Origin of the sequence: Mesorhizobium sp. M0243 (assembly GCF_040321775.1) — a bacterium.
Taxonomy (GTDB): domain Bacteria; phylum Pseudomonadota; class Alphaproteobacteria; order Rhizobiales; family Rhizobiaceae; genus Mesorhizobium.
Map to the genome: position 1 here is coordinate 20,857 of NZ_JAMYSF010000037.1, position 22,307 is coordinate 43,163.

The window sequence follows — 22,307 nt, forward strand, 5'->3', positions numbered from 1 at the left end:
GTATTACTGGACTTACATCATGTTTCTTCAGGGACAAAAATGACTATCGATAATGACCTCTTATCGATAGCGATGGATTTGGCAGCCAAGAGGCGCTAGTGTCGGTCGTCCTAGATCGCTGGAAAAGCCCAGAAACGCGCGGTCTTGGGCGTCTTTCTCAACCCCTATTCGGTGGATTCTCCGCCCGGTTTTGGCAGGCGGATCGGCCCAGTTGAATGGATTCCGGCGCCTCGCGGCGGCTCCAACGGCGCGTCTGAGACCGGCTGGGCGCCAAAGCACGCTGCTTTCCCCTCTTTACCTTTCCCAAAAGCCTGGAATTCCGCGTTCGCGGCCATATCGGCCCTTTGGACGCGATTTGATCCTCTCCGAGTCCTTGGACACCGCCGGAGGCCTCGATCGCGCTCTACGGCCCTGCCAATCGGTCGATAAAACACGCCTGCAAAGGTTCCTTTTCTGACACATTGCAACTTTGTAAAAACCAAGCCAAAATGCGCCGCAAATGGCCAGTCCGCGCACCCAACCCACACTCCTTTCCCGCCCCCGCCGCCTGATCGGCTATGCTCGGGTTTCCACCGAAGACCAGGTCAACGACGCCCAGGTCGACGAACTCAAGGTCACCGGCTGCCAGACGGTTCACCAGGAGCACGGTTCCGGCGCCTCGCGCTCGCGGCCGGTGCTGGCCAAGCTGATGCGCGAGATCGCCGCCGGCGACGTTCTCGTCGTCGTGCGGCTCGACCGCCTCGCCAGGTCGGTCAGCCATCTGATGGAGGTCATCGAGCAGCTTGAGGCGCGGGGCGCGCACTTCCGCTCGCTGCGTGATCCGATCGACACGTCGACGCCGCAGGGCATGTTTTCGCTGCAGGTGCTCGGCGCCGTGGCGCAGCTCGAGCGTGCGCTGATCGCTGAACGCACCAAGGCAGGGATGAAGGCAGCCAAGGCGCGCGGCAGGCTGGCTGGCAACCCCGGGCTTCGCGAGCGCCGTCCCGAAGCTGTGCGGGCGATCGCCGCGGCGCGCGAGCGCGCCTATATCGACGATCTCATCACTTCGGCGCAGACCTGGCTGCCGACCGTGCGTCGCTTGCGGCCGCAGCACAGCTGGGACGACGTGGTGCGGGTGCTGAACCGAAAAGGGCATAGCTGGACGATCGAGCGGCTGCGGCGCGCGGTGCATCGGCTGGTTCGCGAACGCATCGCCGAACCGGCTTTGATCAAACGAGCCCCTCGCCGGCCACCAGAGGACCGGCTGATGACACTCGTCGCCAGCATTGCTCTCGCCGATCCGGATCTTACACTGCTCGAGATCGGCGCTCAGCTGGGACGGATGCATGAACGCACGCCCCGTGCCGGCCGCCAATGGCAGCCGTCGTCGGTCAAGGCGCTGCTGGATCGTGCCCGGCGGCTTGGCCTCGTGGTGCCCGATCCAGTGCCTGGCTCATGAGGCGGCCGAGCATCCGATCCCGTGCCGCCCTGCCGGCACTTCGGACCTGCGTCCATTCGGGGCTAGTCAGGATCTTTTCCGCCAGGACGCGGTATTCGGCGTCGGAGCGCAAGCCGATCGGCTTTGCGGATGGTTTCTTCTCGCCTGGGAGCTCCTCTTTCCCCGGCGCACGCAACGATACGTCCATACCGCCGGCGGAAAACATGGTCAGCAGGACGGCCGGTGGTGATCCAAAGCATTGCCTTGCCCTGGCAAGGTCGAGCAATCGCGCGGCGCCGATCAATGTCGCCGTGCGCCATGCAAGCGAGGCCGTCGCAAGGGGCGCTTGACGCTCCGACGGCATCCCGCGCCAGCCTGAAGAAAGGCTGGGATCGAGCCACATGATGAAAGGCTTGCCATTGGCCTGCGAGGGGGCCCACAACAACCGCGCGGCGCGCGTGATTCCCTCCCGGTTGGCGTTGCCGCCAGGCGCCAGAGCGTCGACGGCGAGCGAAATCTCCCTGCAAAGCGCCAGCAGAAAATCCATCCTCTCGGGTGACGTCTTGTCGGGCGCGACGCGCGTGACGACGGTCGAGCAGTTGGCGCAGATCAGCCGCGCCTTCCCCTCAACGCAGTGGAACCGAAAACCGGCGCGACTGAAGCAGCGCCCGCAAATGTCCAGCAAGGCCGTGCCATGCCGGGCGCAGACCAACGCTTCGACATGGACCCAGGAGCGTCGGACATAGTGGTCGTGGCCGCCGGTTTCGTCCTCGCGAAGGCAAGCGGGACACACAGCTTGCCGATGCGCGGCGAGATACCAGGCAAGCGGTCGCTGCAAGCGGCACAATGCCATTTTTGCGAGAGGGCTCTCGGCCATTCTGCATGCCTGCGCCCACGTCCGGATCATCGTGTCGGCGGGTTTGAAGTCGCGTTTTTCGAATCCGATTGGTGGACGATCGGTGCGCCGATCCAGCCACAGTTCAAGTTCAGCCGCCGTTTGCCCATAGCGGCATGCGACGCGGTCCTGCCAGCGGGAAAGCAATTCGTTGCCGAACGGTCGCGGTGCAATCGGAAGGAAATGTTTCGGCATCACCGGGCGATCCGGCGCTGCAGCTGCTTTTCTGCCTGACGCGTCACGGTGACCAGCGGCGGCACAAGGTCGTCGTTCGCGAAACTGTCGGCTGTGATGCACTCGCTGCCGTTGCGGATCGCCTCGACCGCCACGGTCTCCATAAGGCGAAAGATGCGCACGGTCACCCCATCGGTCGGGTCGAGGACCCGTCGACGGGCAGCGGCCGTCCCAAGCTCCGAGGGCCGGCGCAGCGGTAGAATCCCGCCCAGGCTCGACAAAAGCTGGGAGAGATGGAGATCGTTTGCCCAGCGCCCGAGATGGAAAGCCTCGAAGCGTTCGGCAAGCTGGGGGTCGGTCAGCAGCGCCTGCCGGGCAAGATCCGTCCCCGCACAGATCAGCGGAACCTTCAGGTCGTTGGCGAGGAACCGGATGACATTAAGAAAAATCCGCTGTTGACGAAACGTGCCCGCCAGCAAGGCGTGAATCTCGTCGATGATCAGCATGCGGGCGCCCATGCTGCGCAAAAGGCTCCGGCAAATCTCCTTCTGTCGATAGATGGAATCGGTTGCCGGGCCCGGCGCACCAAGCGCGTTGAGAAGTTCGCCGTAGACGTCCCGTTCCAGCGATTCAGCCGGCATCTGCATGGCAACCACCGGCATGGTCGTGACGCCGGTGCCTCTATCGAAAGAGGCCGGGTGGTCGCGCAGGAATTTGCGGATGATCTTGGTCTTGCCCATGCCGGTATCCCCGTAGAGGAGCAGGCAGGGCATGCGGTCGCGCGCAGGATAGGACAGCAGGTCCTCAAGCCGCGCCAGGGCCGACCAGGCCTGAGCGGTTTCGAGCCATCGATCGGCCCGGATCCAGGCGGTACGCTCGGCATCGCCCAAAGCAGCCTGCCGTCGATAGGCCGGAAGCAGGTGCGCGTAATCGCTCAAGACCACTCCTCAACTGGCAACGGAGGCAGATTGCCAGCCGGTCCCTCATCGGGCTCGACTTCCCGATCGAGCGAATTCTCGCCGCTTGTCGCCGCCAGCGATCGGTCACGCCGCTCGATGCGACGTCGCGCGACTTTCGTCTCCCGCACAGCCGCCTCGACGAGAGCACGCTGCTCCTCGATCGTCTCGAAGATCAGCTGTTCATCGGTTGCCCTGACGCCACGTTCCTTAAGCGCTGCGCGAGCCATACGATGCTCGCCAAGCGTGATGCGCGGACGGCTGAGATCTGCGAAGCGGATCGGCCAGTTGGTGCCGTCAGGTCCCTCCACGAACACGCATGACAGGTCCCGCGGGTCGTATCTGACGCGCATCCGATGCGAAAACCTGCCTGCCCAGGCGCTCAAGACATCGTCCCAGTAGCGAAGTCCGAACAGATGCACGCCGTCGCGCCGGATGCTGCGCTCCTCGAAGGGCAGAAAATCACGGAAAAACCGGTCGACGTCATGCGGCAGGCGGAGCGGTTCAGACCGTGCTGCGACCACGTCCTTCCACATCGTTATTGGCGGAAGCTGCAGACTAGCGTGGATCTCGGCATGGTAGCGGCCGACGATCTCGAGCGCGAGCCACCGCTCCAGTTCATCGAGCGTCATTGCGGCATGTTTTTGCGGATCGTAGGAGCCGCGCGCGGCGATGTCGCTAGACGTCGTGCCCGGAAGGAGGTGGACCGCACCCATCATCGTGCCGATCAGCCGCTCGATATGGCCCCCATAGTGCGGCCTTGCGACGGGCCGAAATTCAAGGGCAATGCCATGCTCCGCCGTCCCGCGGGCCAGCGCCTTGCCATGGAATTCCTTGCCGTTGTCGACGTGGATCACGTCAGGCAAGCCGAAGACCGGCCAATCGCCGTTGACCTCACGAGCCTCGAGCCAAGCCGCTTTCGACATCACCATGTGCTGAATGGCGAGCGCCACAGATGCCGACGACGGACTTTCCAAAGTGAGGTAGAACCCCGCCACCATGCGGCTTGCAATGTCGATGGCCAGCGTCAGCCAAGGCCGCTGAAGGGGCCGGCGATGCACGGCATCAACGATAAACAGATCGACTAATGTATGGTCGATCTGGACGATGTGAAGCGCATGATCGGCACCATATTCCTGCACCACGGGCTCAAAGCGTTGACGTGCCGCCTTTGCCCCTTCCCGATCACGCATCAGGAGCCGCGGATCGGCAAGCTTTACACGGGCTCTTACCGCTCTCCAGGAAGGCGCGACCTTTCCGCAAGCTCGGCACAATTCTCGAACGCGGTCATGCAGGGCGGCGATCGAAGATTTCTCCCGCCTGCGGTAGGTGTCGCGCATCGCGGTCTCGATGAGCGCCTCCATCTCTTCCGACAGGCGCCGCCGCCCTTTCGGCGGGCCGGGATTGTGGCCAAGCAGCGAACTCGTGACAGGAGAGACCCGGTATCGACCGACAAGTTCATAAAGGCGTGCCTCACACCGAGCTGGCGGCATGCGAGGCCTATATCGGCGGGAGACAAGCGATCCTTCGACGCCAGAGGGCGGGTGACGGCCTCGCGCGCTACGGCCCTGCGCCAGTCGGCATCATCGGCCGCGAACTTATCGGGGTTACGACCCATGACCGTCGCCCTCGCTTCGTCCACCAAATCAGGGTAAGAATCCACCTAACCGGGACGAATTCCACTCGATTAGGATGAGTGACGGATGTTACAAAACAAAGACATGCTGTCCACTCGACTAGGAAGAGTGACAGCCAGAATCGTGCAGATGATGACCGCCGGCATCGTACGGCCGGCGTTCTGGGCGGCCTTTCCCGGCCGATAGAGAAGCACCCGGCATGTGTGAGCAAAAACCCGTCCGCCTGCCCGACCCCGCTTCCGTCGAAACCGTGCTCGCGGCTCTGCAGCCGCAGTCGGCCGACGCCGAACTCGCCCCTGCCCTGAACCAGGCCTTTCCGGGCTTCGCCTTTACCGTCGCGAGGATCGACGACCCCTACTGGTGCAACCCTCATACTGTCGTCGCTGCCGATGGCACGCGCCGCGGCGACCATCGCGCCTGGGTCGAGCGCGCACTGGCCGATGTCGGCGGCGACCTCACCGCCTTCTGGAACCGGCATCGCGAGAGCGGAGAAAAATTCACCGAATGGCGCGGCACCAGCGCCTTCGCCTTTGCTCCGACCGGTCCGGGCGTCGCCGATTTTGTCCAGCTCTCGCTCGGCCGCGAGACGGAACATCTGGCCGGCCCGGTGGTCGATCGCGACTATCGCCCCACCAGTGCCGACCATCTGTTCGAGCCGACCTGGGTTTCTCGCGAGTCCGCGGTTGAGGCGCAGCAGCTCGCCGGACCGGTCTACCGGCTGCGCGGCCGCACCGGCGGCGGCATCGTCCACATGAGGAGTTTCTTGGCGCGCCGGGCCCGCATTGAGCGCGAGCAACGCGAAGCCCGCCGGCCCGAGCTCGAAAGCCGCGTCATCCACGAGGTCGGCTCCGAGGGTGTCAGGGACATTCCGTTCCTGGAAGCCAATCCCGGCTGGTTCGATTTTGTGCCGCGCGAAAACCGCTTTTTTGCCGACTGGGCGCGCTCGAGCGCTTGCGGCCACCGCATCTTTGACCATTGGGCCTTCGATATCCACGATTTTGAGGGTCCCGGCCAAAAACGCGAGATCGGGTTTATCCCGCGGCCGCTGAAGAATCCGGCCGAGCGGCTGCTGGGCGAAGAGGGCGCATCCGTACATCGGCTGATGGAACGGATCGAAGCGATCGACGAAGAAGTCGGCCTGGCCTTCGCCTGGTTTTTTCTCATGACCCACGGCCATTTTGTCGATCCGGATGTCGGGCACATCATCGCCGACGGCCTGCGCGCCGGGCGCGTGCGGCTGGCCGATCGTGACGCCGCCGTGCTGCTTGCCTGGGCCGACCGGCCCTATCTGTTCTGAGCCGCCGTCATGGACCTTCGTCTGCCAAAACCCGCATCCGACCAGAAACTGCGCCGCGCCGAGGCACTCGACGCGCTGGAGTCGGTGCTGCCGTTCGACCGCCGCGATTTTCTGGCCGACATCCTCACCGACGATGACGTTGAAACGCTGCGCCATCTCGCCAAGGAAGGCATCGGCGAGAATTCGCTGCGGGCGCTGGCGTCGGATCTCGGCTACCTCGAAGCCTGGTCGCTTGCCGCGACCGGTTTTCCGCTCCCCTGGCCGGCGCCGGAAGCGCTGCTGATCAAATTCGTCGCCCATCATCTCTGGGATCCCGCCAAACGGGAGACGGATCCGGCGCACGGCATGCCCGCCGAAGTCGCGATAACGCTGAAAGCTGAAGGGCTTCTGCGCATTGACGGCCCGCACGCGCCCGCCACCGTGCGCCGGCGGCTGTCGAGCTGGTCGACCTTGACCAAATGGCGCGGTTTGCGCGGCAAATTCAATGCGCCAGGCCTGCGCAGCGCGATAAAACTCGCGGTGCGCGCCAGCGCCCGTCCCCGGGGCCGCAAGAGCAAAAAGGCGGTGACCGCCGATATTTTGAGCACCCTGCTCAACACCTGCGCCGGCGACCGTTTCGTTGACGTCAGGGATCGCGCGATCCTCATCACCGCCTTCGCCTCAGGCGGCCGCCGCCGCAGCGAGATTTCGTCCCTGCGTGTCGAGCAGTTCGTTGAGGAAGAGCCGGTGTCGGCCGATCCCAAGGATCCAGAGGGGCCAAAACTGCCCTGCCTAAAAATCCGGCTTGGCCGCACCAAGACGACACAAGCCGACACCGACGCTTTTGTGCTGCTCGTCGGCCGCCCGGTGCTGGTCCTAAAAGACTGGCTCGAGCGCGCCGGCATCACCGACGGCGCCGTTTTTCGCGGCATCGACCGCTGGGGAAATTTAGAGAAGCGAGCCCTCACCCCGCAGGCCGTCAACTTGATCCTGAAACGCCGCGTCGCCGAGGCTGGCCTCGACCCCCAAGTCTTTTCTGCGCACGGCCTGCGCTCCGGCTACCTTACCGAAACCGCCAGACGCGGCATTCCGCTGCCCGAAGCCATGCAGCAGTCGCAGCATCGTTCCGTGCAGCAGGCTTCCAACTACTACAACGACGCCGAACGAACGCTCGGAAGGGCAGCAAGAATCGTCGTTTAGGAACCCGGACCGCCGGTTGCGGCGCCGTCCACCATCTCTATCCGCCGCTCGGTGGCAAAGCGATCATCCCGCGCAAAAGATCGGCGTCTGGGGTCTTCACCACGAGCGTGCGGCGGTTCATCATGTCGTCGGTCATCGGGTGGGTCCTTCGAATCAGGTTGGTGTGAGCAGCCCGACCTTGCCAGCGAACATCGATGCCCCCGCTACGCCGCTCGCTACAGCGTTGTTGAGAGCGCGCTCGCGGGCGACTTCGTCACCGCCGGGTACACCATGCGGCGGGGCACTATCGAGAACAGCTCGTGGTACCGACCTCTGATGCGTTGGCATCTATATAGGACGCCGAACGACAATGCCCGTCAGCTTTAAAGACATACTGTTAGCTTTCGAATTCGTCAGTTCTGGGGGCACGGGAGAACATCAGGCCTTTCTGTGCAAGCAGTCAGGCACGCTCTACTGGCATTCCGAATTCACGGGTGATTTGGACGAATTGCCGGATGATATCGACGACAGCGACAAATACGCCCAAATACCTGACAAGAAAGAACTCGACCTGGGCAAGCCGCTCGTACTGGACTTAGCCCGCCAATTTCTGCCTGACAACGTCGGTGACGTTCAAGAAATCTTCAGCAAAAGAGGCGCGTACGCAAGATTCAAGATTCAAGGATCTGTTGCAGCGAAGGGGTGCACTCGATCGGTGGTACGCTTTCGAAGCGAATGCGGAAGAAAGAGCGTTGCGGATGTGGTGCGATCTCAATTCGATCGAGGTCGGTGATTGATATCGCCCCGAAAACGTCCCTGCCCTTCGCGGATGCTTCATCGCCAGGACAGCTGGTCCTTTGGCAGCCGGCCGCTCGGGTCGAATACAGTTACCTTGTGCGGAAGATGCGGACCCCAGTCCCACAGCACCAGGTTGCGGTCCTCCGTCTCGGCGCCCGGAGCAAAACTCGGAACCAGAATACCGGCAATGCCTTGAGGCCGCAGTCGGTCATGGATCGACCATGACGCTGGGCGATTTCCATCGCTGAGAGCCGTCGCCCAGGCGCAGGCCATGTCGTCGAGCGTGACGGAGAATTCTCCCCTCGCCTGCTCTGTCGTCAGGTCCGCAACGTCGTCGCAATCGACTTCGTAGGAGCATAGCACGCAAGGGTCGATCCGATGCGCGAAACCCTGGTTGGCTTCCTTGACCGCTGTCATGACGGTCAGCGCCAGATAAAGCGCCGGCACACCCTTGGGATTGAAGCGCGCACCCCGGATCGCCGCTCCATCACCGGAAGTCGGCTTGAATGCCCAACGTGGATCGTGCGCCCTGTAGCAGGTTCCGGCAAACCTCAAGCAAAGCCACCAACGGCCATGTGATCGAGATAGTCACGGACCGCAGCGGCCTTGCCCTCCTTCACGAGCGCTTCGGCGGTGCGCCCGCCGAATGCCGGAAGCGGCTGGGCTCGATACCAGGCCATCGCCTGTTCCTTGCCGCCCGCCCAATCCGCCACGCGGCTGATGATCTCGAGCATTTCACGCAGACGTCCCTGTGTCTTTACCGTCCGGCTGCGCTCGGACCGATAGAGGGTCTCGCGAGCAAGACCGGCGGTCTGGGCCAACTGGCCCTTGGACATGCCGAAGCCGTCCGCGACCTGCTCGATTGCGATCTTCCCGTTCCGGTCCATATAGGACAAGACGAGAGGTTCATTCTGCGCAGGTAGCTCGAGTGCGTGGCCCATAGGAGTCATTCACCATACAAATAGTCATATTTCTTGTGCAAGAGATATGGCATTTCTCGACCGCTTTCAAGTCCGGAATCGAACCAGCTTGAGCGCCTGCATGAGCGGATACCGAGGGGAGGTGCTCAATGGTCGGCTTCGTCAGCCAAGAACCTGCTCCATCGAGCCTGAAGGCGGTCTCGTCGCAGAACCAGTCATCTCGTAATCTAGATTCGAGAGAGTTCATCCTGCTGCACGCACCGCCGTCAGTTTATAGTCCGCGGCTGACGCTCAACATCTCCGAGCCGCTTGTACGCCACCCAGGCATCCGCAGGGACGGCGCTGCCGGCCCGCGCCAGCCAAGCCGCGCGATCGGCCTCATCAAGTGAGTTCCACCACACCATCCCGGCGGTTTCATCGGGTGTCGGCTGTCGGTCGTCCTCGTTTTTCATGTCCTCGATCCTTGCATAGGGCGTTCTTACCGACAAGCGCTGCAGCCACGATCCACGCCCTATCGCGCGATCAAACCCTGAGCCCTCGCTCGGCAAATCCCGGTACCCACACACTCATCCGGTCATCCGCGCCGTTGCCCCGTTGGCCTTCAGCGCCGCCATCAGCATCGGTCCGACCGAAAACTGCCCCGCCCGCGCCTTTTCGGTCAGCACCCGCAGATAGCCGCCCGCGGAGTTGATGTGCTGTGCCCTTTGCACAATGCAGGCAATCACCATTGCGGCGACCTCCTGGCCCATCACATGGCAGGCCTCCTCATACGCCGAGGGCGAAACGCCAAGGTAGCCCCGCACCTGGGCCGCCGTGATCATTAAATCGCGCCAGTTGCCGATCCCGTCGACGGCGTAATCCGAAAATTCCGGGCAGGCCTTCAGCACAAGCCCTAGCGGATAGGTTTTCGGGGGCTCTGCGGTCCTCGTCCTTGGCTCGGCCGTCGACCCGCTTTTCTCTAGAGCAGGTTCAAATTCAAAAATAGAGTCGGTATTTGAATCAGATTGCTGCCGCTCGGTTTGAGAGTCATTGCCGCTTGGATTCGTGGATTTCATGTGAACTTCCAGCAGCTTATCCACTTCGTCACGCAACGCGGCCAGCTCGGCAACGATCGGCTCGAGCTCGACAACGGAAGCTCGGCGCGGAATTGCCTCCACAACGGCGCGGAAACGCTTCCACAGGCCTCCCCAGTCGCCTGGCACATCTTCCTCAACCGCCGCCTCGACCAACTTCTGGATATCCCGGCGGTGCAAAGTGATCCGCTCACGCATAAGCCTGAGCGCCCTGTTGCCGGCGCGAACACGCTCAGCCGCCGCCTCGAACTCGTGAGCACGGGCCAGCAGCGGCGCCAGTGAGAAGCCGAATGCTTCCTCGATCTCCCCTCCCCGGCCCTTGCGCGCATAACGCTTGCCGTTCGGGCTGTCCCGACGGACGATCAGCCCGCAGTCCACAAGGGCTGCCAGCTGCCGTCTGACTGTGGGTTCGGGCATCCCATGAGCTCTAAGGGACAGCTGTGCGTTCGAGGGAAACACGATGAGGCCGTTTTCCTCACTCAGCTCGCTGTCAGGATAGAATGATAGCAGCGCATTCAGGACGGCCAGGGCGCGATCGCCAATGCCGACGATGCTCTTGCCCTCGCAGAGGTCGCGGTAGACCTGCCATTTCTCAACGACCCTGTCCTTGGGGATTTCACGTGAGTCGTTTTGTGCTGCCAGCATGGTAAGCGACATCGGCCGCCGCCCAAAGGGCGTCGTTGCAATACCCGTTTCCATTTCTTCCTTCGCCTTCAATTAGGCAAAAGAAATTTGCTCGCCGAATCGACGCCTAGACTCTTGACAGTGATTCGCGAAAATGTGATTCTCAGCTTGCTTAAGAATGAGAAGGGCTTCCGCGACGGTGACGTTCGGGGGCCTTTTTCTTTTGCGGGTTTAGTCTCCTGTTGCCTCTTCTTTCGACGTTCTGAATGCCTCGTAAAGGCTGTCCAGGTTCTCCGAAATGTATTCGCCGAACTCGGCCGCGTCTTTCGCTTTCAGCGCCAGACTGAAGGCCTTTCCATTCTTTCTAATCGTCGCGGCGACCGATTTGTCAGCCGATGCCCAGGTTCTGTCGTTTCGCGGAGCTAGCCCTTTCCTGATTGCCTTATTGGATTTCGCTCCAATCAGAAAATCAAAGAGCAGGTTGAAACGCTCGTCAGAATCCGCAGCCGCGAAATCTTCACTGGCCACATAGCTCTTGGCAATTGGCGTGTTCTTGGGGTTCTCGACGAGTTTCCGAAGATCCAACCACCGGTCGCGTCCAATCCCTTTAGCCGGCCCAATCGCATCAATGACGACCGCGGGGATAGCTTTCGGAATCGTCAGCATCTTAGAGAGGGTCTGGTAGTCGACCGACAGAGCAGATTGGATGGTTTCGCGGCTGAAACCAAGCCCGTCCAGTTGCTGGGCGAACAGAACACGCTCAATAAACGTAAGATTGGCGCGGGCGGAGTTTTCCTGCCCCTGTGCGACAACGTGGTCGATGTCTGCCAGCGTCTTCACCACGGCGCGGACAGGCCTCCCGAGTTGTTTGGCAACTCTCACCCGTCGGTGTCCGAAAACGGCCATGTAGCGGCCTTCGGTGCTGGGATGGGGTCTTACAAGGATTGGTGTATCCTGTCCCCTCTCCCTCACTGCCTCCAGCAGTTCGTGGTATGCGTCGTCCTGATCAACGCTCATGCGGTCGGGCACAAATGACCTGTCGACAAGGTCGGGATCAAGTTCAATAACCGTTTCGCCTTCGGCGAGTTTGGAGGCCTGCCTGGCCAATTCATCGATCGACGATGAGATGGACCTCGCCGCTCCGAATTTGCGAAACCCGGAAGCTGGCTCGCCATCTTCTGCCGTTTCGGGCTCGGATTCCCGCATCAAATTGTCGAAAACGTTCTTTCTTGCCATTTCAGCGTCCCGAAATTTGGGTCATTCATCTGATTTCATTGCAATAAAACCTGACTTAGACGGCCGTCTATTTCGTACGTCCCCAAGCCCCGTGGATCAGTTCTCTGATTTCCGCGTTAACCGCTTCCATCGACTCCATGGCACGGTCGTACGTTGCCCTAATCATCCCGGATTTCTCGACCTCATAAAGCGTCTGCTTCGTTAGCCCAGCATCCGAAATCGCGGTCGATTTCAACATCGGCGTCTTGAGCATTTGTGACGCGAGCATTGACTGCATGAATCCGACCATCTGGGCTTGCGGGACGTCGGTCGGTTCGTATCGAGTGATCAAATATCTGAACCAATCTAAATCTACGTCGCCGCCCGCCTGGCGAATTGTCTTCAGGATGTCGCCGAGCATCAGAAGGAACTGCGACATGGACATCAGGTCGAGCATCTGCGGATGTACAGTGATCAGCACCGAACTCGCCGCCGACAAAGCGGTCAGCGTCAAATAGCCCAGCTGGGGCGGACAATCGATTACGACCACGTCGTATCGGTCATCGACCTCCCGCAATACTTTTTCGATGCGATTCCAAAACGTCTTCCCGACGACGGAATTCTTGTCCTGCATCGCCAGTGGAGTGTCATACTCATATTCCTGCAATTCTAGCGATGCAGGGATAAGTTCCAGGCCTGGAAAGTTTGTCGGCAAGATCACGTCGGTGATGGGCTTCCGCTCGTCGTCGTAACGGATCGCTTCGTAGATCGACGGATTCTTGTCGAGTTCGGGTTGGATGCCGTACAGGGCCGACAGCGAAGCCTGTGGGTCGAGGTCGATGGCCAATACGCGGTGCCCCGTTAGCGCCAGATGTTGCGCAAGGTGTGCGGCCGTCGTTGTCTTTCCGCTGCCCCCCTTGAAATTAACAACGGCAACGACCTGCAGCTTCTCGTCCCTGCGGCGGTGAGGAACGTATTTCTTCACATCGGCTCGGCCGTGACGGTCGAGCCATTGACGCAGCTCCATGATCTGCTCTGCCGAATATGTCCGGCGACCTCCGGCATGTATAGTTGGCTCGACACCCTTGCCTTCAAGGTGCAGCTTCTTGAGATTGCTAGTCGAGACCCCGAGAAAATGCGCCGCTTCCCCGAGTGAAAATTGCCGCAAGGTCTTCCTGGCGTTCGGTGGGAAGGTCTCGAAACGAAGCTGGTTCAGCTTCCTGGAAATCTCGCGGCCTTGTGCCAGAATAGTGTCGTCGAAGAGGGGTTTCGACACGGGCGCTAAAACGTTCATGCTTTCCGGAACCTCAAGTGACGGCATTTCGCCGAAATTCTTTCGAATGCCGTCATTATGTCCGATTCGTTTGTCCCGACAAGAAATTTTAAGTTAACAAAAGGTTAACGCTAACTGGCGGCAGAAGGTCATACGGAATTGGTTTATTTGAATTTGAAACTCGGCGCGGTCAACGCGTCTGTCCCGGGCAGGTGCGAAATGCGATCCAACGATTTTCGATGAGGCATTTCTTCGAATCGCACCGCCTACCTGCTCGCCGCTTCACCCCGCTCGATCCCTGATGTCTTCGAGGCGATGTACGCCAAGCCCGAAGTCGCTCGTTTTCAAAGCTGGGAGACCTGCACCGAAGATGACGGATGGGCATTCCTGGAATCGACGCGCTGCGCAATCCAGGCAATCCGGGATGGTTCCAGTTTGCTCTTGAGCGCAATGAAGATCGAAGGATTGTCGGCGATAGCGGCCTCAAGACATTCGAGGCGGATACTCGGCTGGCGCAGATCGGGTCCACTAGAGGGCAGCAATATTGGAATCACAGTTACGCTACCGACGCGGCCCGCAGTTTGATCGAATGCGCCTTCTACAATTTCCCCCATTCACCGCAACATTGCGTCCTGTCGACTGGCGCTGTCCGCGTTCTCGAAGAATCCGGCTTCGTGAAAGAGGCTCATTTCCGGCTATCTGAGTGGTTCAAAGGCGTGTGGACAGACGACGCGATCTATGCGCTCCGCTGGAGCAGGCTTGCGGCTGCGCTCTGAATATTCGAACTGAGACGCTTCCGGTCTTGTTGGGCCCCTTTCGACCTCGCGTACAACAGGGCACTGTCAGCTGTCCGATTGTTTTCACTAATTTTTTTGCCATTTAGACGGCAGTCTATTTGATGCGAGGTAGCGAGTCCGCCGCGCAAATAGTCGACGGCAGAAAGGTCGTGCCACGGCCCCGGCGCGTTGAACTTTGCCACCAAGCCGCGCCATATCGTAAGCGTCGACCAGTTCGACAGCCGCCCGCGAACCGTCGAGGGCGCGTGCGGCCCGTCGCTGCGTAATAGCCCCCTCGGGTTTCAGCGTCGCCGAGACGTCGGCCGGCATGCCGTGTGCAAGATCGGCTTCTCGCTTTGCGGGATCCCACAGATGATGCGCGACGAACTTGATCAGCAGCGCCTCCGGCGCCGGCTAGGGCAGGGGCTCCACACCTAAGGCGGCCTGGCACCAGGCTTCAAGATAGCTGAGGTCTACGCAAGCGCCGTTAGCGAGTTTTCGCCAATACCTCGTTTGGCAGATGGCGCAGCAGCGTCTCGATGTCGCCGTCGGGCAAGATCCCGGCCAGAAACGCGCGGCGGTCGAAGGGCGGCACCGAATCCAACCCAGCCGCGATCGCGTGGCCGACGTCCGGATCAACCCGCTGCCCGTGCGTCATCAGTAAGAACCAGGCAAAGGGCAGGCCGTTTTGCGTATCGATCGCCTCAATGCGTTCCGTCAGCCGGTGCACCGAGATGCCTTCGTCGGGGAGCACTCGCTCAGTTGGCATTTTCATCGGCCACGGGATAAAGCCGATCTCGCGCCGGTCGCGCCCCTCAAGGTCGTGGATGTCGAACGCCCACTGGGCAAAAATCCGGTGAGCGCAAGCGCAAGACCGCTCCCAGTCCGGCAAAGAAGCGGTTTTCGCGCGGCACATAATCGAAGCAGTCGGGGGTGGCTCCCAGGAATGGGATCTCCCGCGATCCCTCGGGTCCAACCTCGTGAAGGACACGGTTCTCAATCTCGGTTCGGCGCGCCTGCCGCTGCTCGCGTTCGATGCGGGCCCGGCGCCCCCAGAAACCTTTCATGTGGATAATGCCGCCGCCCGTGCGGCCGCGTAATCCATCCACGGACCTGCTGTGGCCGAAAGCACGGAATTCCAGAGTTTTGGGGAGGAGAGAGTTTGCAAGTAGCGCGTTTTGGAACCAGCCGGGATCAGAAGCGCACCTTAGGGCTTCAATTGAGATCCGGAAGTGAAAGCGACAGTCGGTCACCCTAGATCGCTGGAAAAGCCGGGAACGTGCGGTCATTCTCATCCTGGTTCGGTGGACTCTCGGCCGAGTTTGGTGGACGGATCACGCAAGATAAGTGGATTCGGCGCCTCGCCGCAGTCTCCCAACGGCGTGAAAATCTGACTCGTCGATGTTCACCTTACCGCCTTCGATGCCTCTGCATGGAGAGGGGAGGGGCCTTTTGAGCCGCTGCTTGATGGGATGGATACCGAAGCTTTTGCATCATGCTTCGCTAAGCAGCGCCCGGCCTGGGTCCTGCAGGGGCATCGCTCAGTGATGATGAGGCGCTCCATCCTCCTTGCAATTGTGAAGTGTAGTTCCAGTTTTGCAAGGAAAAAACAAGCAGGGCTTCAGAGCCCTGACGCCTTGATGAGGTTGGTCCGGGACCGGCCCGCGCCGCCTCTGGTATTATCGGTCATCTCGGCCGATCGGGGACGTGGTCACAGTGCTAGCATCTATCTTGAAATAGATAGCACCAGGTGCTATCTAAAGCCATGAAGGAATGGACTTTCAAGACGGGCTGGTTCACCAAGGCGGCGCGCAAGGCGCGCATTTCGGACGCCGATTTGTGCAAGGCGATCGAGCAGGTGGCTTTGGGACAGGCCGACGATCTTGGCGGCGGCGTGTACAAGAAGCGCCTGAACGACAACAGGCACTGATCGATCAACTGGCAAATCCGACCGATTCTGGGTCTACGACTATCTTTTCGCCAAACAGGACCGGGCCAACATTGACGACAAGGAGCTTACCCAATTCCGGAAGCTGGCGAAGGCCTATGTCGACTTGACGGACCGACAGGTCGAGCGGCTGGTGTCGGCGGGAGATTTTTTGGAGATAGCCATGACCAGAAGCAGCAATAGGTACAAGTCGGACGCTTTCGAGGCGATCCACAGCTCGGCGAGCGCGCTTTACAAGATTGGCGCGATCGACAAGGCGACGCTGCGCAGCTTTGATGAAAGCTGTCTGACGGTGCCGCAAAAATTCGCGCCGGATGAGATCAAGGCGCTGCGTGAGAAGAGCCATGTCAGCCAGCCGGTGTTCGCGCGCTATCTTAATACGTCGGAGTCGACGGTGCAGAAGTGGGAGAGCGGCGCCAAGCGACCGAGCGGCCTGGCGCTGAAATTGCTGGCTGTGGTACAGAAGCACGGGCTGGAGGTGCTGCGCTAGGCGTTTTGCGGTTGGTACGTCTGTCGCTTTCACTTCCCGATTTCAAATCCCGTCCCTCCGACCGTCGCATGGCGACTTCTATCGGGTGAGGGGAGGGGGCTTTCTCAAAGCCCGGAGGCCTTGGTGAGGTTGGTCCGGAACCGATCGCGTCGGCGCTGATATTTGCGGGTCATCTCGGCCGAGGCGTGGCCGAGCTGCTTCTGGACGTAACGTTCCTCGATGTCGGCCGACGAGGCGAGGCCGGCGCGCAGCGAGTGCCCTGAGAACAGCAGCTCACGTTCCCCTTCCGGAAGATCGGACCGGACGCCGGCGGCGAGTGCGGTCTGCTTGACCAGGCGGGCGACATGCTTGTCGGAGAGCCGCTCGACGTCGACGGTCTTGTTGTCCTTGAAGATACGGCGGAAGAGCGGGCCTCTTGCGATACGGGCGAAGTGGATCCAGCTCTCGAGGGCGGCGACAGGGCAGGTCTGGTCGGAGGCGCCGAGCCCGACCTCGACCTCGCGCCAGCCGGTTTTGCCGCGCAGCGTCACCAGGACGCCTTTGCCGTCAAAAATCTCGATCCAGCCGGCGCCGTCACTGTGATCGTCGCGCACGACGTCCAGACCGACGATTTCGGAGCGCCGAAGGCCGCCGGCAAAGCCGAGCAACAGGATCGCCCGGTCGCGCAAGCCCCGCAGATCATGGCCAAGCGTGTTGACCATTCGCCTTGATGTCGTCTACAAGCACGGCTTCCTTCTGCCGCGGCGGCTTTGCGTGCTTGCGGCGTATGCCGGCAAGCACGGTGGCAATATGCCGGTCGGCGCGATCCATTGGTTGGCCACGCCGGGTAAAGTTCCAGGCGAGGCCGGACAGGCGCCGCTCGATTGTCGCGACCGAGAGGGCAGGGGCGCTGCGTTTCGGATCGCCGACAGCGGTGTCAATGACACTGCCTGAGGCGCAGGCGCCGATCTAGAGACCGATGACCTGGCTCGAGGGCGGCAGCGGATCGAAGCCTTCCCGACGGCACCAGGAGGTGAAATGCCGCCAGTCCTTGGCGTAGGCATTTTGCGTGTTATCGGAACTGGTGGCCTTGGCGTAGCTTGTCGCAGTCGCGACAAGGGATTCCAGAGGCGTTGGCGCCGGCGGGGCGGGGGGGTGAGGAGCCCATCTCCATGACGAGATCGACGATGTCGGGTAGACCGTCATGGGCTATATCGTCGATTTTGGGCGCATTTTCGGGGCGATTTTGCATGGTTTGGCAGGCTACCGCCATATGTCCGATAAGGCAATTACCGGACATAAAACAACATCGACAGGCGCGGCGATTTTCCGCTTTTATGTTGCTAAAAACGCCGTCATGATTCAACCTATCGGCGATGATTCTTCGACCTAAATCGTCTTCCCGCCGGCATGGGCCGCTCGCCAGCGTCGCTCTGACCGCGCCGCCGCCCCCGTGCCGGACTGGCTGCGCCGGGCGGTTCATGACCCGCAAAGCCTTGCAGCACAGGGCGTCGAAGATCTTGCGATCGTGATGGGTGCCGCCATCGGTGCGCTCGATGCGGTGGTGCGCCGGGAAAAAAAAGGGCCGGCGCCTGGCGGCAGCGCCTCGCACTCGCGGCGGCCGCAATGACGGCGCGACAGGCGGGGCGCGTTGAGGATGAAGCGGCGCTGCGCGACGCCGTGCTGCTGACCCGCCCAGGAGACGAGGTCGGTCCCGCCGGTCTTTTGCTCTCCCTGGCGCCGGCTGGCCGCCCGGCCCGCGGAGGATCTTCTGACGAAGAGAAACCTAGGCGCTGCATTGGAGGAATTCGGTCGAACTCACGACGACGAGGCGGTCAGCGATCTGGCGGACGAGCTTCGGCAGCTCGGCGCCAGCGTCGGGACGGTCGAAACGCGCCCTGCTCGCCCAACGGCTGGGCTGGGAACATGCGGTGCCGCTGCTCGGCGCCGAGCCCGCCTTGGGTGCGAGCCGCCCCCGTCGCGTTGCGGCCGGCGCCACGGCGCCAACCATCGAGGCGGGGCCGGAACGAACAAAAGCTTTGCTTGCCGGGCAGGCGCGTGCGGCGCTGCGCGCCATCGATCTTTCCGCCGACCTCGAGCGCCGCGCGGACCGGCTGCTTGCGGTCGCGCCGAAACTCAGGGCCAAGGCGGCGGACGTTGTTGTCGAAAGACTCCTGTCCGACGATGCGATCGTTGCCTAGGAAAAGATCTCAGGCATGGGCGACCGCGGGCTCCGCCGCCTGTTCGACCGGCTGGTCGACCTCGGCGCCGTGCGCGAGCTGTCCGGGCGATCGACCTTCCGCATCTAGGGATCTAAAAACGATGGCGGAGACGGCTCGCGCAAGACGGGGGAGGGGGCGACCAGATGACCATCGGTCAGGCGACCGCCTGTTTGATCGCGAGTTGGATCATCTGCCGGCGGAGGTGCGCTGGCGGGAATGGATGCATCGCGTCGAGGCGACGATTTTTTGCCGCCAGCGAGCCGGTTGCCCGTGAGACGCTGGCGCGGATAGTCGGCAAAAGCTGCAGCATCGATCTTTTGATCGACGATATCCGGAAAGAACTGCGCAGCCGACCGTACGATCTGGTCGCCGTCGCCGGCGGCTGGAAGCACCTGACCCGGCCCGCCTATGCCGATGCGATCCGCAGTGCATTTGGCACCGCCGTCGGCAGGAGCGGGCGTGCCGTAGACCTGACGCAGTCAGACGTGCTGGTGCTGATGTGCATCGCCTATTTCCAGCCGATCACGCGTGGAGAGTTGTCGTCGTTTTTTGGGAAAGAGATCTCGCGCGACCTGATCGGCCATCTGCGCGGCGCCGGCTTCATCGCCTCCGGGCCGCGTAGCCCGAGGCCCGGCGCGCGCTACACCTATGTCACGACGAAAGAATTCCTGCTGGAGTTCGGGCTCGACACGCTGCGCGACCTGCCGGATTTCGAGGCGCTCGAGGATGCAGGCCTGCTGTCGAAGGACAAGCTGCTGGCCGGCGACATCATGCCGGGGTTTGCGGGCGGAGAGGGAGAGGATGCGGCAATCGCCGGTGATGAATAGCATGCTGCTCCCAATCTCGTCACGAGTTCGCCATCCGGTAGGTGAGCGGCCGGGGGCGCTCAGGGCGTCGGGATTATAGCCCAATCTCGGCGGCCTGTCGGCGCCGACTATTTCCACCACGGTGGTCGGACATCGCCCCGCGCGACGGTTGGCCCGGGTTTGAACTGGATCTTTGGTCGTCATCGATCTCTGGCGCACTTACTGAGGCGCCAAGCCTATTTTGTAACGCTTGGGCGAGAGCCCAAAACCAGTCCGCGTCCAGATCAACCACTCGTTCTTTTTCTCGGACAGCATGACCTGCGCGGTCAAACAGTGCATAGCAAAGGGCTTCATCATCGTGCCTAGCGTAGTAGGCGATTCCATCTGCATTGATATGGGTCGACAAGGCTTTCGACCAAGCTTGGGGTACGTCGTAGGGCAAGCCGCCATGTACAACCTCCGCCGTCGCGCCCAAAACTGCAAGGCCCGAGCCCGCGAGCTTGATCAGCTTAAGCTCAGCAGTGATTGAGAGCCGAGCGTAAGCCTTCTGCCGGAGGAGGTCCAGGTCAAGAAGGGTCCGACCGGGGCGTCTCAAAAAAGTCTCGGCGAATGCGCCTGTTGCGTTGCGTGCGGCGTAAAGAACGCCGTAGCTTGCGTCAGGTGCATTGAGACGACCGTCGCGCGACGTATCGAAGTAGATAGGGTCGTACCTGGCCGTGAAGAAGCGGTGAATACTCGTGCCAGCCGCAACTATGATAAATTCCGGCTCTCGTCTCGCGATATCCGCGGGCGGAAGAGGAGCACTCACGCCCCCTGCTGACCTATGCGTCTAGCCGCCTCGACGACCATTTCGATCTTGCCATCCTTAAGGAGATCGATCGGTTTCCGACCCTTGAGCCGATCATCTGGATGGACAAGGAAATTTAGCATCGCCCAAGGATTCCGTGTGGGAATGGCTGCTTGAACAAACTTTAGGCCATCAACGATCGTGCCATCGCGATTGAATTGCAGAGTTGGAAAACTGCGTCGGTTGCTAGGGCCGGGAACCGCAAGGAGGCTTCCCTCCTGCACCCTTTTGTCGACGGCTTGCCGTGAAATGCCCCGCAGCAGCGTCTGTACCTGCTCTAGGTCATATGCGCCCCCAGCAGCGCGGAGGTCCTCTTGAGAGATGCGGACTCCTTCGAGAATCGCCATTGAGCGAGCGTCCGGTTCGAAAGCATCTTGATTGATTACGGTGGCCTTCGGGACGCCTGCATAGACGGTTCTTAGTCTACCAAACCGCTTCTTGCCGATACGCTGTACCTTCTTTACCGCATCCGGACTTGAGGAGACAATTGCGACCTTGGTGCCCGCTGGAAGTCTTACGTCTTTCAACGTGACGGCCGGGTCGCCGCTTACCATTAGCATGGTCATAACTCCACCTGGGGCCTTCACACGAGAAGGCCTAGCTCGGTGAGCAGAAGCTCGAGATTTGACCTTGGGTGCCATTGTAATCTCCTGAGCGCCTAACGTGGTCATACCAAGCAACTTTGTCAACCCTGACAACTTACGCCAGGCCTATCGTGATTGGAATTCCGTCGGGCGGGTTGCGCGAAGTGGGGGCGCACGCATGGCCGTTGCGGAGCTTATCGGCGTGCATGCGACACAAATGTAGGGAATCTGACGTAAGAGCAAAACCGACGTTTTATCAGCAGGGCTACCCTGCTGTTTTGAGCGGATTTTTTCGCTTGGCACGGTACATGCTTGGCTGCCTGCGACGGTGCCAAGAAGCATTGTGATGTTAATTGGGGTGAGAAATGGATTTAGGGCTTGATGGCAAGGTGGCAATGGTCGCGGCCGCCTCCAGCGGCCTAGGTTTGGCCACAGCTGAGGAGTTAGCCAACGAAGGCTGCCGCCTGTCCATCTGTGGGCGGAATCCGGCGCGACTAGAAAGAGCGGTGGATCGGTTACGCAGCACAGGCGCTGAAGTGCTGGCGCGCGCGACCGATGTGACTGACTGCGCGGACGCAGCAGCTTGGGTTGCCGAAACAGCAGAGCATTTTCGATGTGTCGACATCTTGGTGACGAATTGCGGCGGCGTTTCTGCCGGGCCACCCTCGGCCATGACGCCTAAGGATTTCGACGATGCGTTTGACCGAGTGCTTTTACCTTCGATAAATCTAGTTACGGCTGCCTTGCCGTATCTGCGGCGCTCGCCGGCGGGGCGAATATTGATGCTCGCTTCCGAGGCTATTGTACGGACCCCAGTACATTTCGCGCTGTCGGGTGTCGCACGAGCAGGGCTAGTGCCCTACTGCCACACGCTCGTACAAGAATTGTCGGGCGAGAGCATCACCGTAAACGTGCTCGCTCCTGGAGCACACAGTACGGCGATTCATGAAGCCAATCGCCTCGGCGACCACGCTGAAGCCATCCGTTCGCTCGAGGATAGGACCCCGGCCCGACGCCTTGGCGATCCCTCGGAATTCGCGGCAGTTGCTGCATTCTTGGCCAGCGCCCGCGCCGCCTATGTCAGCGGCGCCCTGATCGTCATCGATGGTGGGCTGAGTGCAACCGTCTGAACAATTCGTCGCACTAGGAGCCATCGCATGAACGGAACCAACGCAAACAGAACCGTCAACGATCTCGGCCGTTCAATCGCACATGCGT

20 protein-coding genes and 7 pseudogenes are annotated in these 22,307 nt (G+C 61.2%); 14 read left to right on the top strand and 13 right to left on the bottom strand.

The features are described from left to right. Positions 1 to 499: 499 nt before the first annotated feature. Positions 500 to 1,438 (top strand): recombinase family protein, encoded by a 939-nt coding sequence (locus tag NKJ11_RS30445; RefSeq protein WP_352794922.1) that lies wholly within the window; start codon positions 500 to 502, stop codon positions 1,436 to 1,438. Here the strand turns inward: NKJ11_RS30445 and NKJ11_RS30450 are convergent. From NKJ11_RS30450 to NKJ11_RS30460, 3 genes are read right to left on the bottom strand one after another with little or no spacing between them, the layout of a single operon-like run. Next, positions 1,371 to 2,507: a TniQ family protein gene (locus tag NKJ11_RS30450; RefSeq protein WP_352794923.1), complete on the bottom strand. Its 1,137-nt coding sequence runs from the start codon at positions 2,505 to 2,507 to the stop codon at positions 1,371 to 1,373. The genes NKJ11_RS30445 and NKJ11_RS30450 overlap by 68 nt on opposite strands. Beyond that, on the bottom strand, positions 2,507 to 3,424 hold the full coding sequence (locus NKJ11_RS30455; RefSeq protein WP_352794924.1) for a TniB family NTP-binding protein: 918 nt from the start codon (positions 3,422 to 3,424) through the stop codon (positions 2,507 to 2,509). Before NKJ11_RS30455 ends, NKJ11_RS30450 begins: the two co-directional genes overlap by 1 nt. Next, positions 3,421 to 4,635, bottom strand: a complete 1,215-nt coding sequence (locus NKJ11_RS30460; protein ID WP_352794925.1) for a TnsB C-terminal domain-containing protein — start codon at positions 4,633 to 4,635, stop codon at positions 3,421 to 3,423. The genes NKJ11_RS30455 and NKJ11_RS30460 overlap by 4 nt, the downstream gene beginning before the upstream one ends. 643 nt (positions 4,636 to 5,278) lie before the next feature. On the opposite strand from NKJ11_RS30460, the gene NKJ11_RS30465 reads away from it, so the two are divergent. Next, positions 5,279 to 6,376: a hypothetical protein gene (locus NKJ11_RS30465; RefSeq protein WP_352794926.1), complete on the top strand. Its 1,098-nt coding sequence runs from the start codon at positions 5,279 to 5,281 to the stop codon at positions 6,374 to 6,376. Positions 6,377 to 6,385: 9 nt separating this feature from the next. Beyond that, positions 6,386 to 7,555 (top strand): site-specific integrase, encoded by a 1,170-nt coding sequence (locus NKJ11_RS30470; RefSeq protein ID WP_352794927.1) that lies wholly within the window; start codon positions 6,386 to 6,388, stop codon positions 7,553 to 7,555. 11 nt (positions 7,556 to 7,566) lie between these two features. Here NKJ11_RS30470 and NKJ11_RS33925 read toward each other — a convergent pair. Further along, a pseudogene (locus NKJ11_RS33925) lies at positions 7,567 to 7,691 on the bottom strand (IS256 family transposase); the annotation flags it as partial. 213 nt (positions 7,692 to 7,904) lie between these two features. On the opposite strand from NKJ11_RS33925, the gene NKJ11_RS30475 reads away from it, so the two are divergent. Then, positions 7,905 to 8,327, top strand: coding sequence for a hypothetical protein (locus NKJ11_RS30475; protein ID WP_352794928.1), 423 nt, complete (start codon positions 7,905 to 7,907; stop codon positions 8,325 to 8,327). Positions 8,328 to 8,368: 41 nt separating this feature from the next. Here NKJ11_RS30475 and NKJ11_RS30480 read toward each other — a convergent pair whose 3' ends face one another. After that, a complete protein-coding gene (locus NKJ11_RS30480) occupies positions 8,369 to 8,887 on the bottom strand; it encodes an RES family NAD+ phosphorylase (protein ID WP_352794929.1) in 519 nt (172 codons plus the stop codon). Beyond that, positions 8,884 to 9,273: an antitoxin Xre/MbcA/ParS toxin-binding domain-containing protein gene (locus tag NKJ11_RS30485; RefSeq protein WP_352794930.1), complete on the bottom strand. Its 390-nt coding sequence runs from the start codon at positions 9,271 to 9,273 to the stop codon at positions 8,884 to 8,886. The genes NKJ11_RS30480 and NKJ11_RS30485 overlap by 4 nt, the downstream gene beginning before the upstream one ends. A 128-nt stretch (positions 9,274 to 9,401) precedes the next feature. Here NKJ11_RS30485 and NKJ11_RS30495 point away from each other — a divergent pair, with 128 nt between their 5' ends. Continuing rightward, positions 9,402 to 9,641, top strand: a complete 240-nt coding sequence (locus tag NKJ11_RS30495) for a hypothetical protein (RefSeq protein WP_352794953.1) — start codon at positions 9,402 to 9,404, stop codon at positions 9,639 to 9,641. A 177-nt stretch (positions 9,642 to 9,818) separates the two neighbouring features. On the opposite strand, the gene repC is transcribed toward NKJ11_RS30495, so the two are convergent. The 3 genes from repC to repA all read right to left on the bottom strand — a co-directional run bounded on the left by repC (position 9,819) and on the right by repA (position 13,458). Next, positions 9,819 to 11,024 carry a plasmid replication protein RepC gene (gene repC / locus NKJ11_RS30500; protein ID WP_352794931.1) on the bottom strand — a complete coding sequence of 402 codons (1,206 nt, stop codon included), beginning with the start codon at positions 11,022 to 11,024 and terminating at the stop codon, positions 9,819 to 9,821. A gap of 156 nt (positions 11,025 to 11,180) precedes the next feature. Next, positions 11,181 to 12,185: a plasmid partitioning protein RepB gene (repB, locus tag NKJ11_RS30505; protein ID WP_352794932.1), complete on the bottom strand. Its 1,005-nt coding sequence runs from the start codon at positions 12,183 to 12,185 to the stop codon at positions 11,181 to 11,183. A gap of 67 nt (positions 12,186 to 12,252) precedes the next feature. Then, on the bottom strand, positions 12,253 to 13,458 hold the full coding sequence (repA, locus tag NKJ11_RS30510; RefSeq protein WP_352794933.1) for a plasmid partitioning protein RepA: 1,206 nt from the start codon (positions 13,456 to 13,458) through the stop codon (positions 12,253 to 12,255). Between the two features lie 356 nt (positions 13,459 to 13,814). On the opposite strand from repA, the gene NKJ11_RS30515 reads away from it, so the two are divergent. Beyond that, complete coding sequence (locus NKJ11_RS30515; protein ID WP_352794934.1) at positions 13,815 to 14,213, top strand: GNAT family N-acetyltransferase; 399 nt, start codon at positions 13,815 to 13,817, stop codon at positions 14,211 to 14,213. A 182-nt stretch (positions 14,214 to 14,395) separates the two neighbouring features. On the opposite strand, the pseudogene NKJ11_RS30520 reads toward NKJ11_RS30515, so the two are convergent. After that, positions 14,396 to 14,871 (bottom strand): annotated as a pseudogene (locus tag NKJ11_RS30520) (hypothetical protein); the annotation flags it as partial. 1,107 nt (positions 14,872 to 15,978) lie between these two features. Here NKJ11_RS30520 and NKJ11_RS30530 point away from each other — a divergent pair. Continuing rightward, positions 15,979 to 16,321 (top strand): annotated as a pseudogene (locus NKJ11_RS30530) (type II toxin-antitoxin system RelE/ParE family toxin); the annotation flags it as partial. Between the two features lie 3 nt (positions 16,322 to 16,324). Beyond that, entirely contained in the window at positions 16,325 to 16,651 is a 327-nt protein-coding gene (locus NKJ11_RS30535) for a helix-turn-helix domain-containing protein (RefSeq protein WP_352794952.1), read from the top strand. Between the two features lie 104 nt (positions 16,652 to 16,755). Here the strand turns inward: NKJ11_RS30535 and NKJ11_RS30540 are convergent. Next, positions 16,756 to 17,882: pseudogene (locus tag NKJ11_RS30540) on the bottom strand (site-specific integrase). On the opposite strand from NKJ11_RS30540, the gene NKJ11_RS30545 reads away from it, so the two are divergent. From NKJ11_RS30545 to scpB, 5 genes and pseudogenes are all read left to right on the top strand, one after another. After that, positions 17,835 to 18,023, top strand: a complete 189-nt coding sequence (locus NKJ11_RS30545; RefSeq protein ID WP_352794954.1) for a hypothetical protein — start codon at positions 17,835 to 17,837, stop codon at positions 18,021 to 18,023. The pseudogene NKJ11_RS30540 and the gene NKJ11_RS30545 sit on opposite strands and share 48 nt — an antisense overlap. A 60-nt stretch (positions 18,024 to 18,083) precedes the next feature. Continuing rightward, positions 18,084 to 18,260 carry a hypothetical protein gene (locus tag NKJ11_RS30550; RefSeq protein WP_352794936.1) on the top strand — a complete coding sequence of 59 codons (177 nt, stop codon included), beginning with the start codon at positions 18,084 to 18,086 and terminating at the stop codon, positions 18,258 to 18,260. Continuing rightward, positions 18,257 to 18,301: pseudogene (locus NKJ11_RS30555) on the top strand (hypothetical protein); the annotation flags it as partial. The gene NKJ11_RS30550 and the pseudogene NKJ11_RS30555, both read left to right, overlap by 4 nt. A 260-nt stretch (positions 18,302 to 18,561) precedes the next feature. Then, a pseudogene (locus tag NKJ11_RS30560) lies at positions 18,562 to 18,939 on the top strand (DUF1403 family protein). 13 nt (positions 18,940 to 18,952) lie between these two features. Continuing rightward, positions 18,953 to 19,679: pseudogene (scpB, locus tag NKJ11_RS30565) on the top strand (SMC-Scp complex subunit ScpB). A gap of 73 nt (positions 19,680 to 19,752) precedes the next feature. On the opposite strand, the gene NKJ11_RS30570 reads toward scpB, so the two are convergent. Together NKJ11_RS30570 and NKJ11_RS30575 are read right to left on the bottom strand one after the other, a co-directional pair. Further along, positions 19,753 to 20,466, bottom strand: a complete 714-nt coding sequence (locus NKJ11_RS30570; protein WP_352794937.1) for an RES family NAD+ phosphorylase — start codon at positions 20,464 to 20,466, stop codon at positions 19,753 to 19,755. Continuing rightward, the gene (locus NKJ11_RS30575; RefSeq protein ID WP_352794938.1) at positions 20,463 to 21,071 is read right to left on the bottom strand and encodes a hypothetical protein; all 609 of its coding nucleotides are present in this window, start codon (positions 21,069 to 21,071) and stop codon (positions 20,463 to 20,465) included. Before NKJ11_RS30575 ends, NKJ11_RS30570 begins: the two co-directional genes overlap by 4 nt. Before the next feature lie 383 nt (positions 21,072 to 21,454). Between NKJ11_RS30575 and NKJ11_RS30580 the strand changes: the two genes are divergently transcribed. Then, positions 21,455 to 22,219: an SDR family oxidoreductase gene (locus tag NKJ11_RS30580; protein ID WP_352794939.1), complete on the top strand. Its 765-nt coding sequence runs from the start codon at positions 21,455 to 21,457 to the stop codon at positions 22,217 to 22,219. Positions 22,220 to 22,307: the final 88 nt, after the last annotated feature.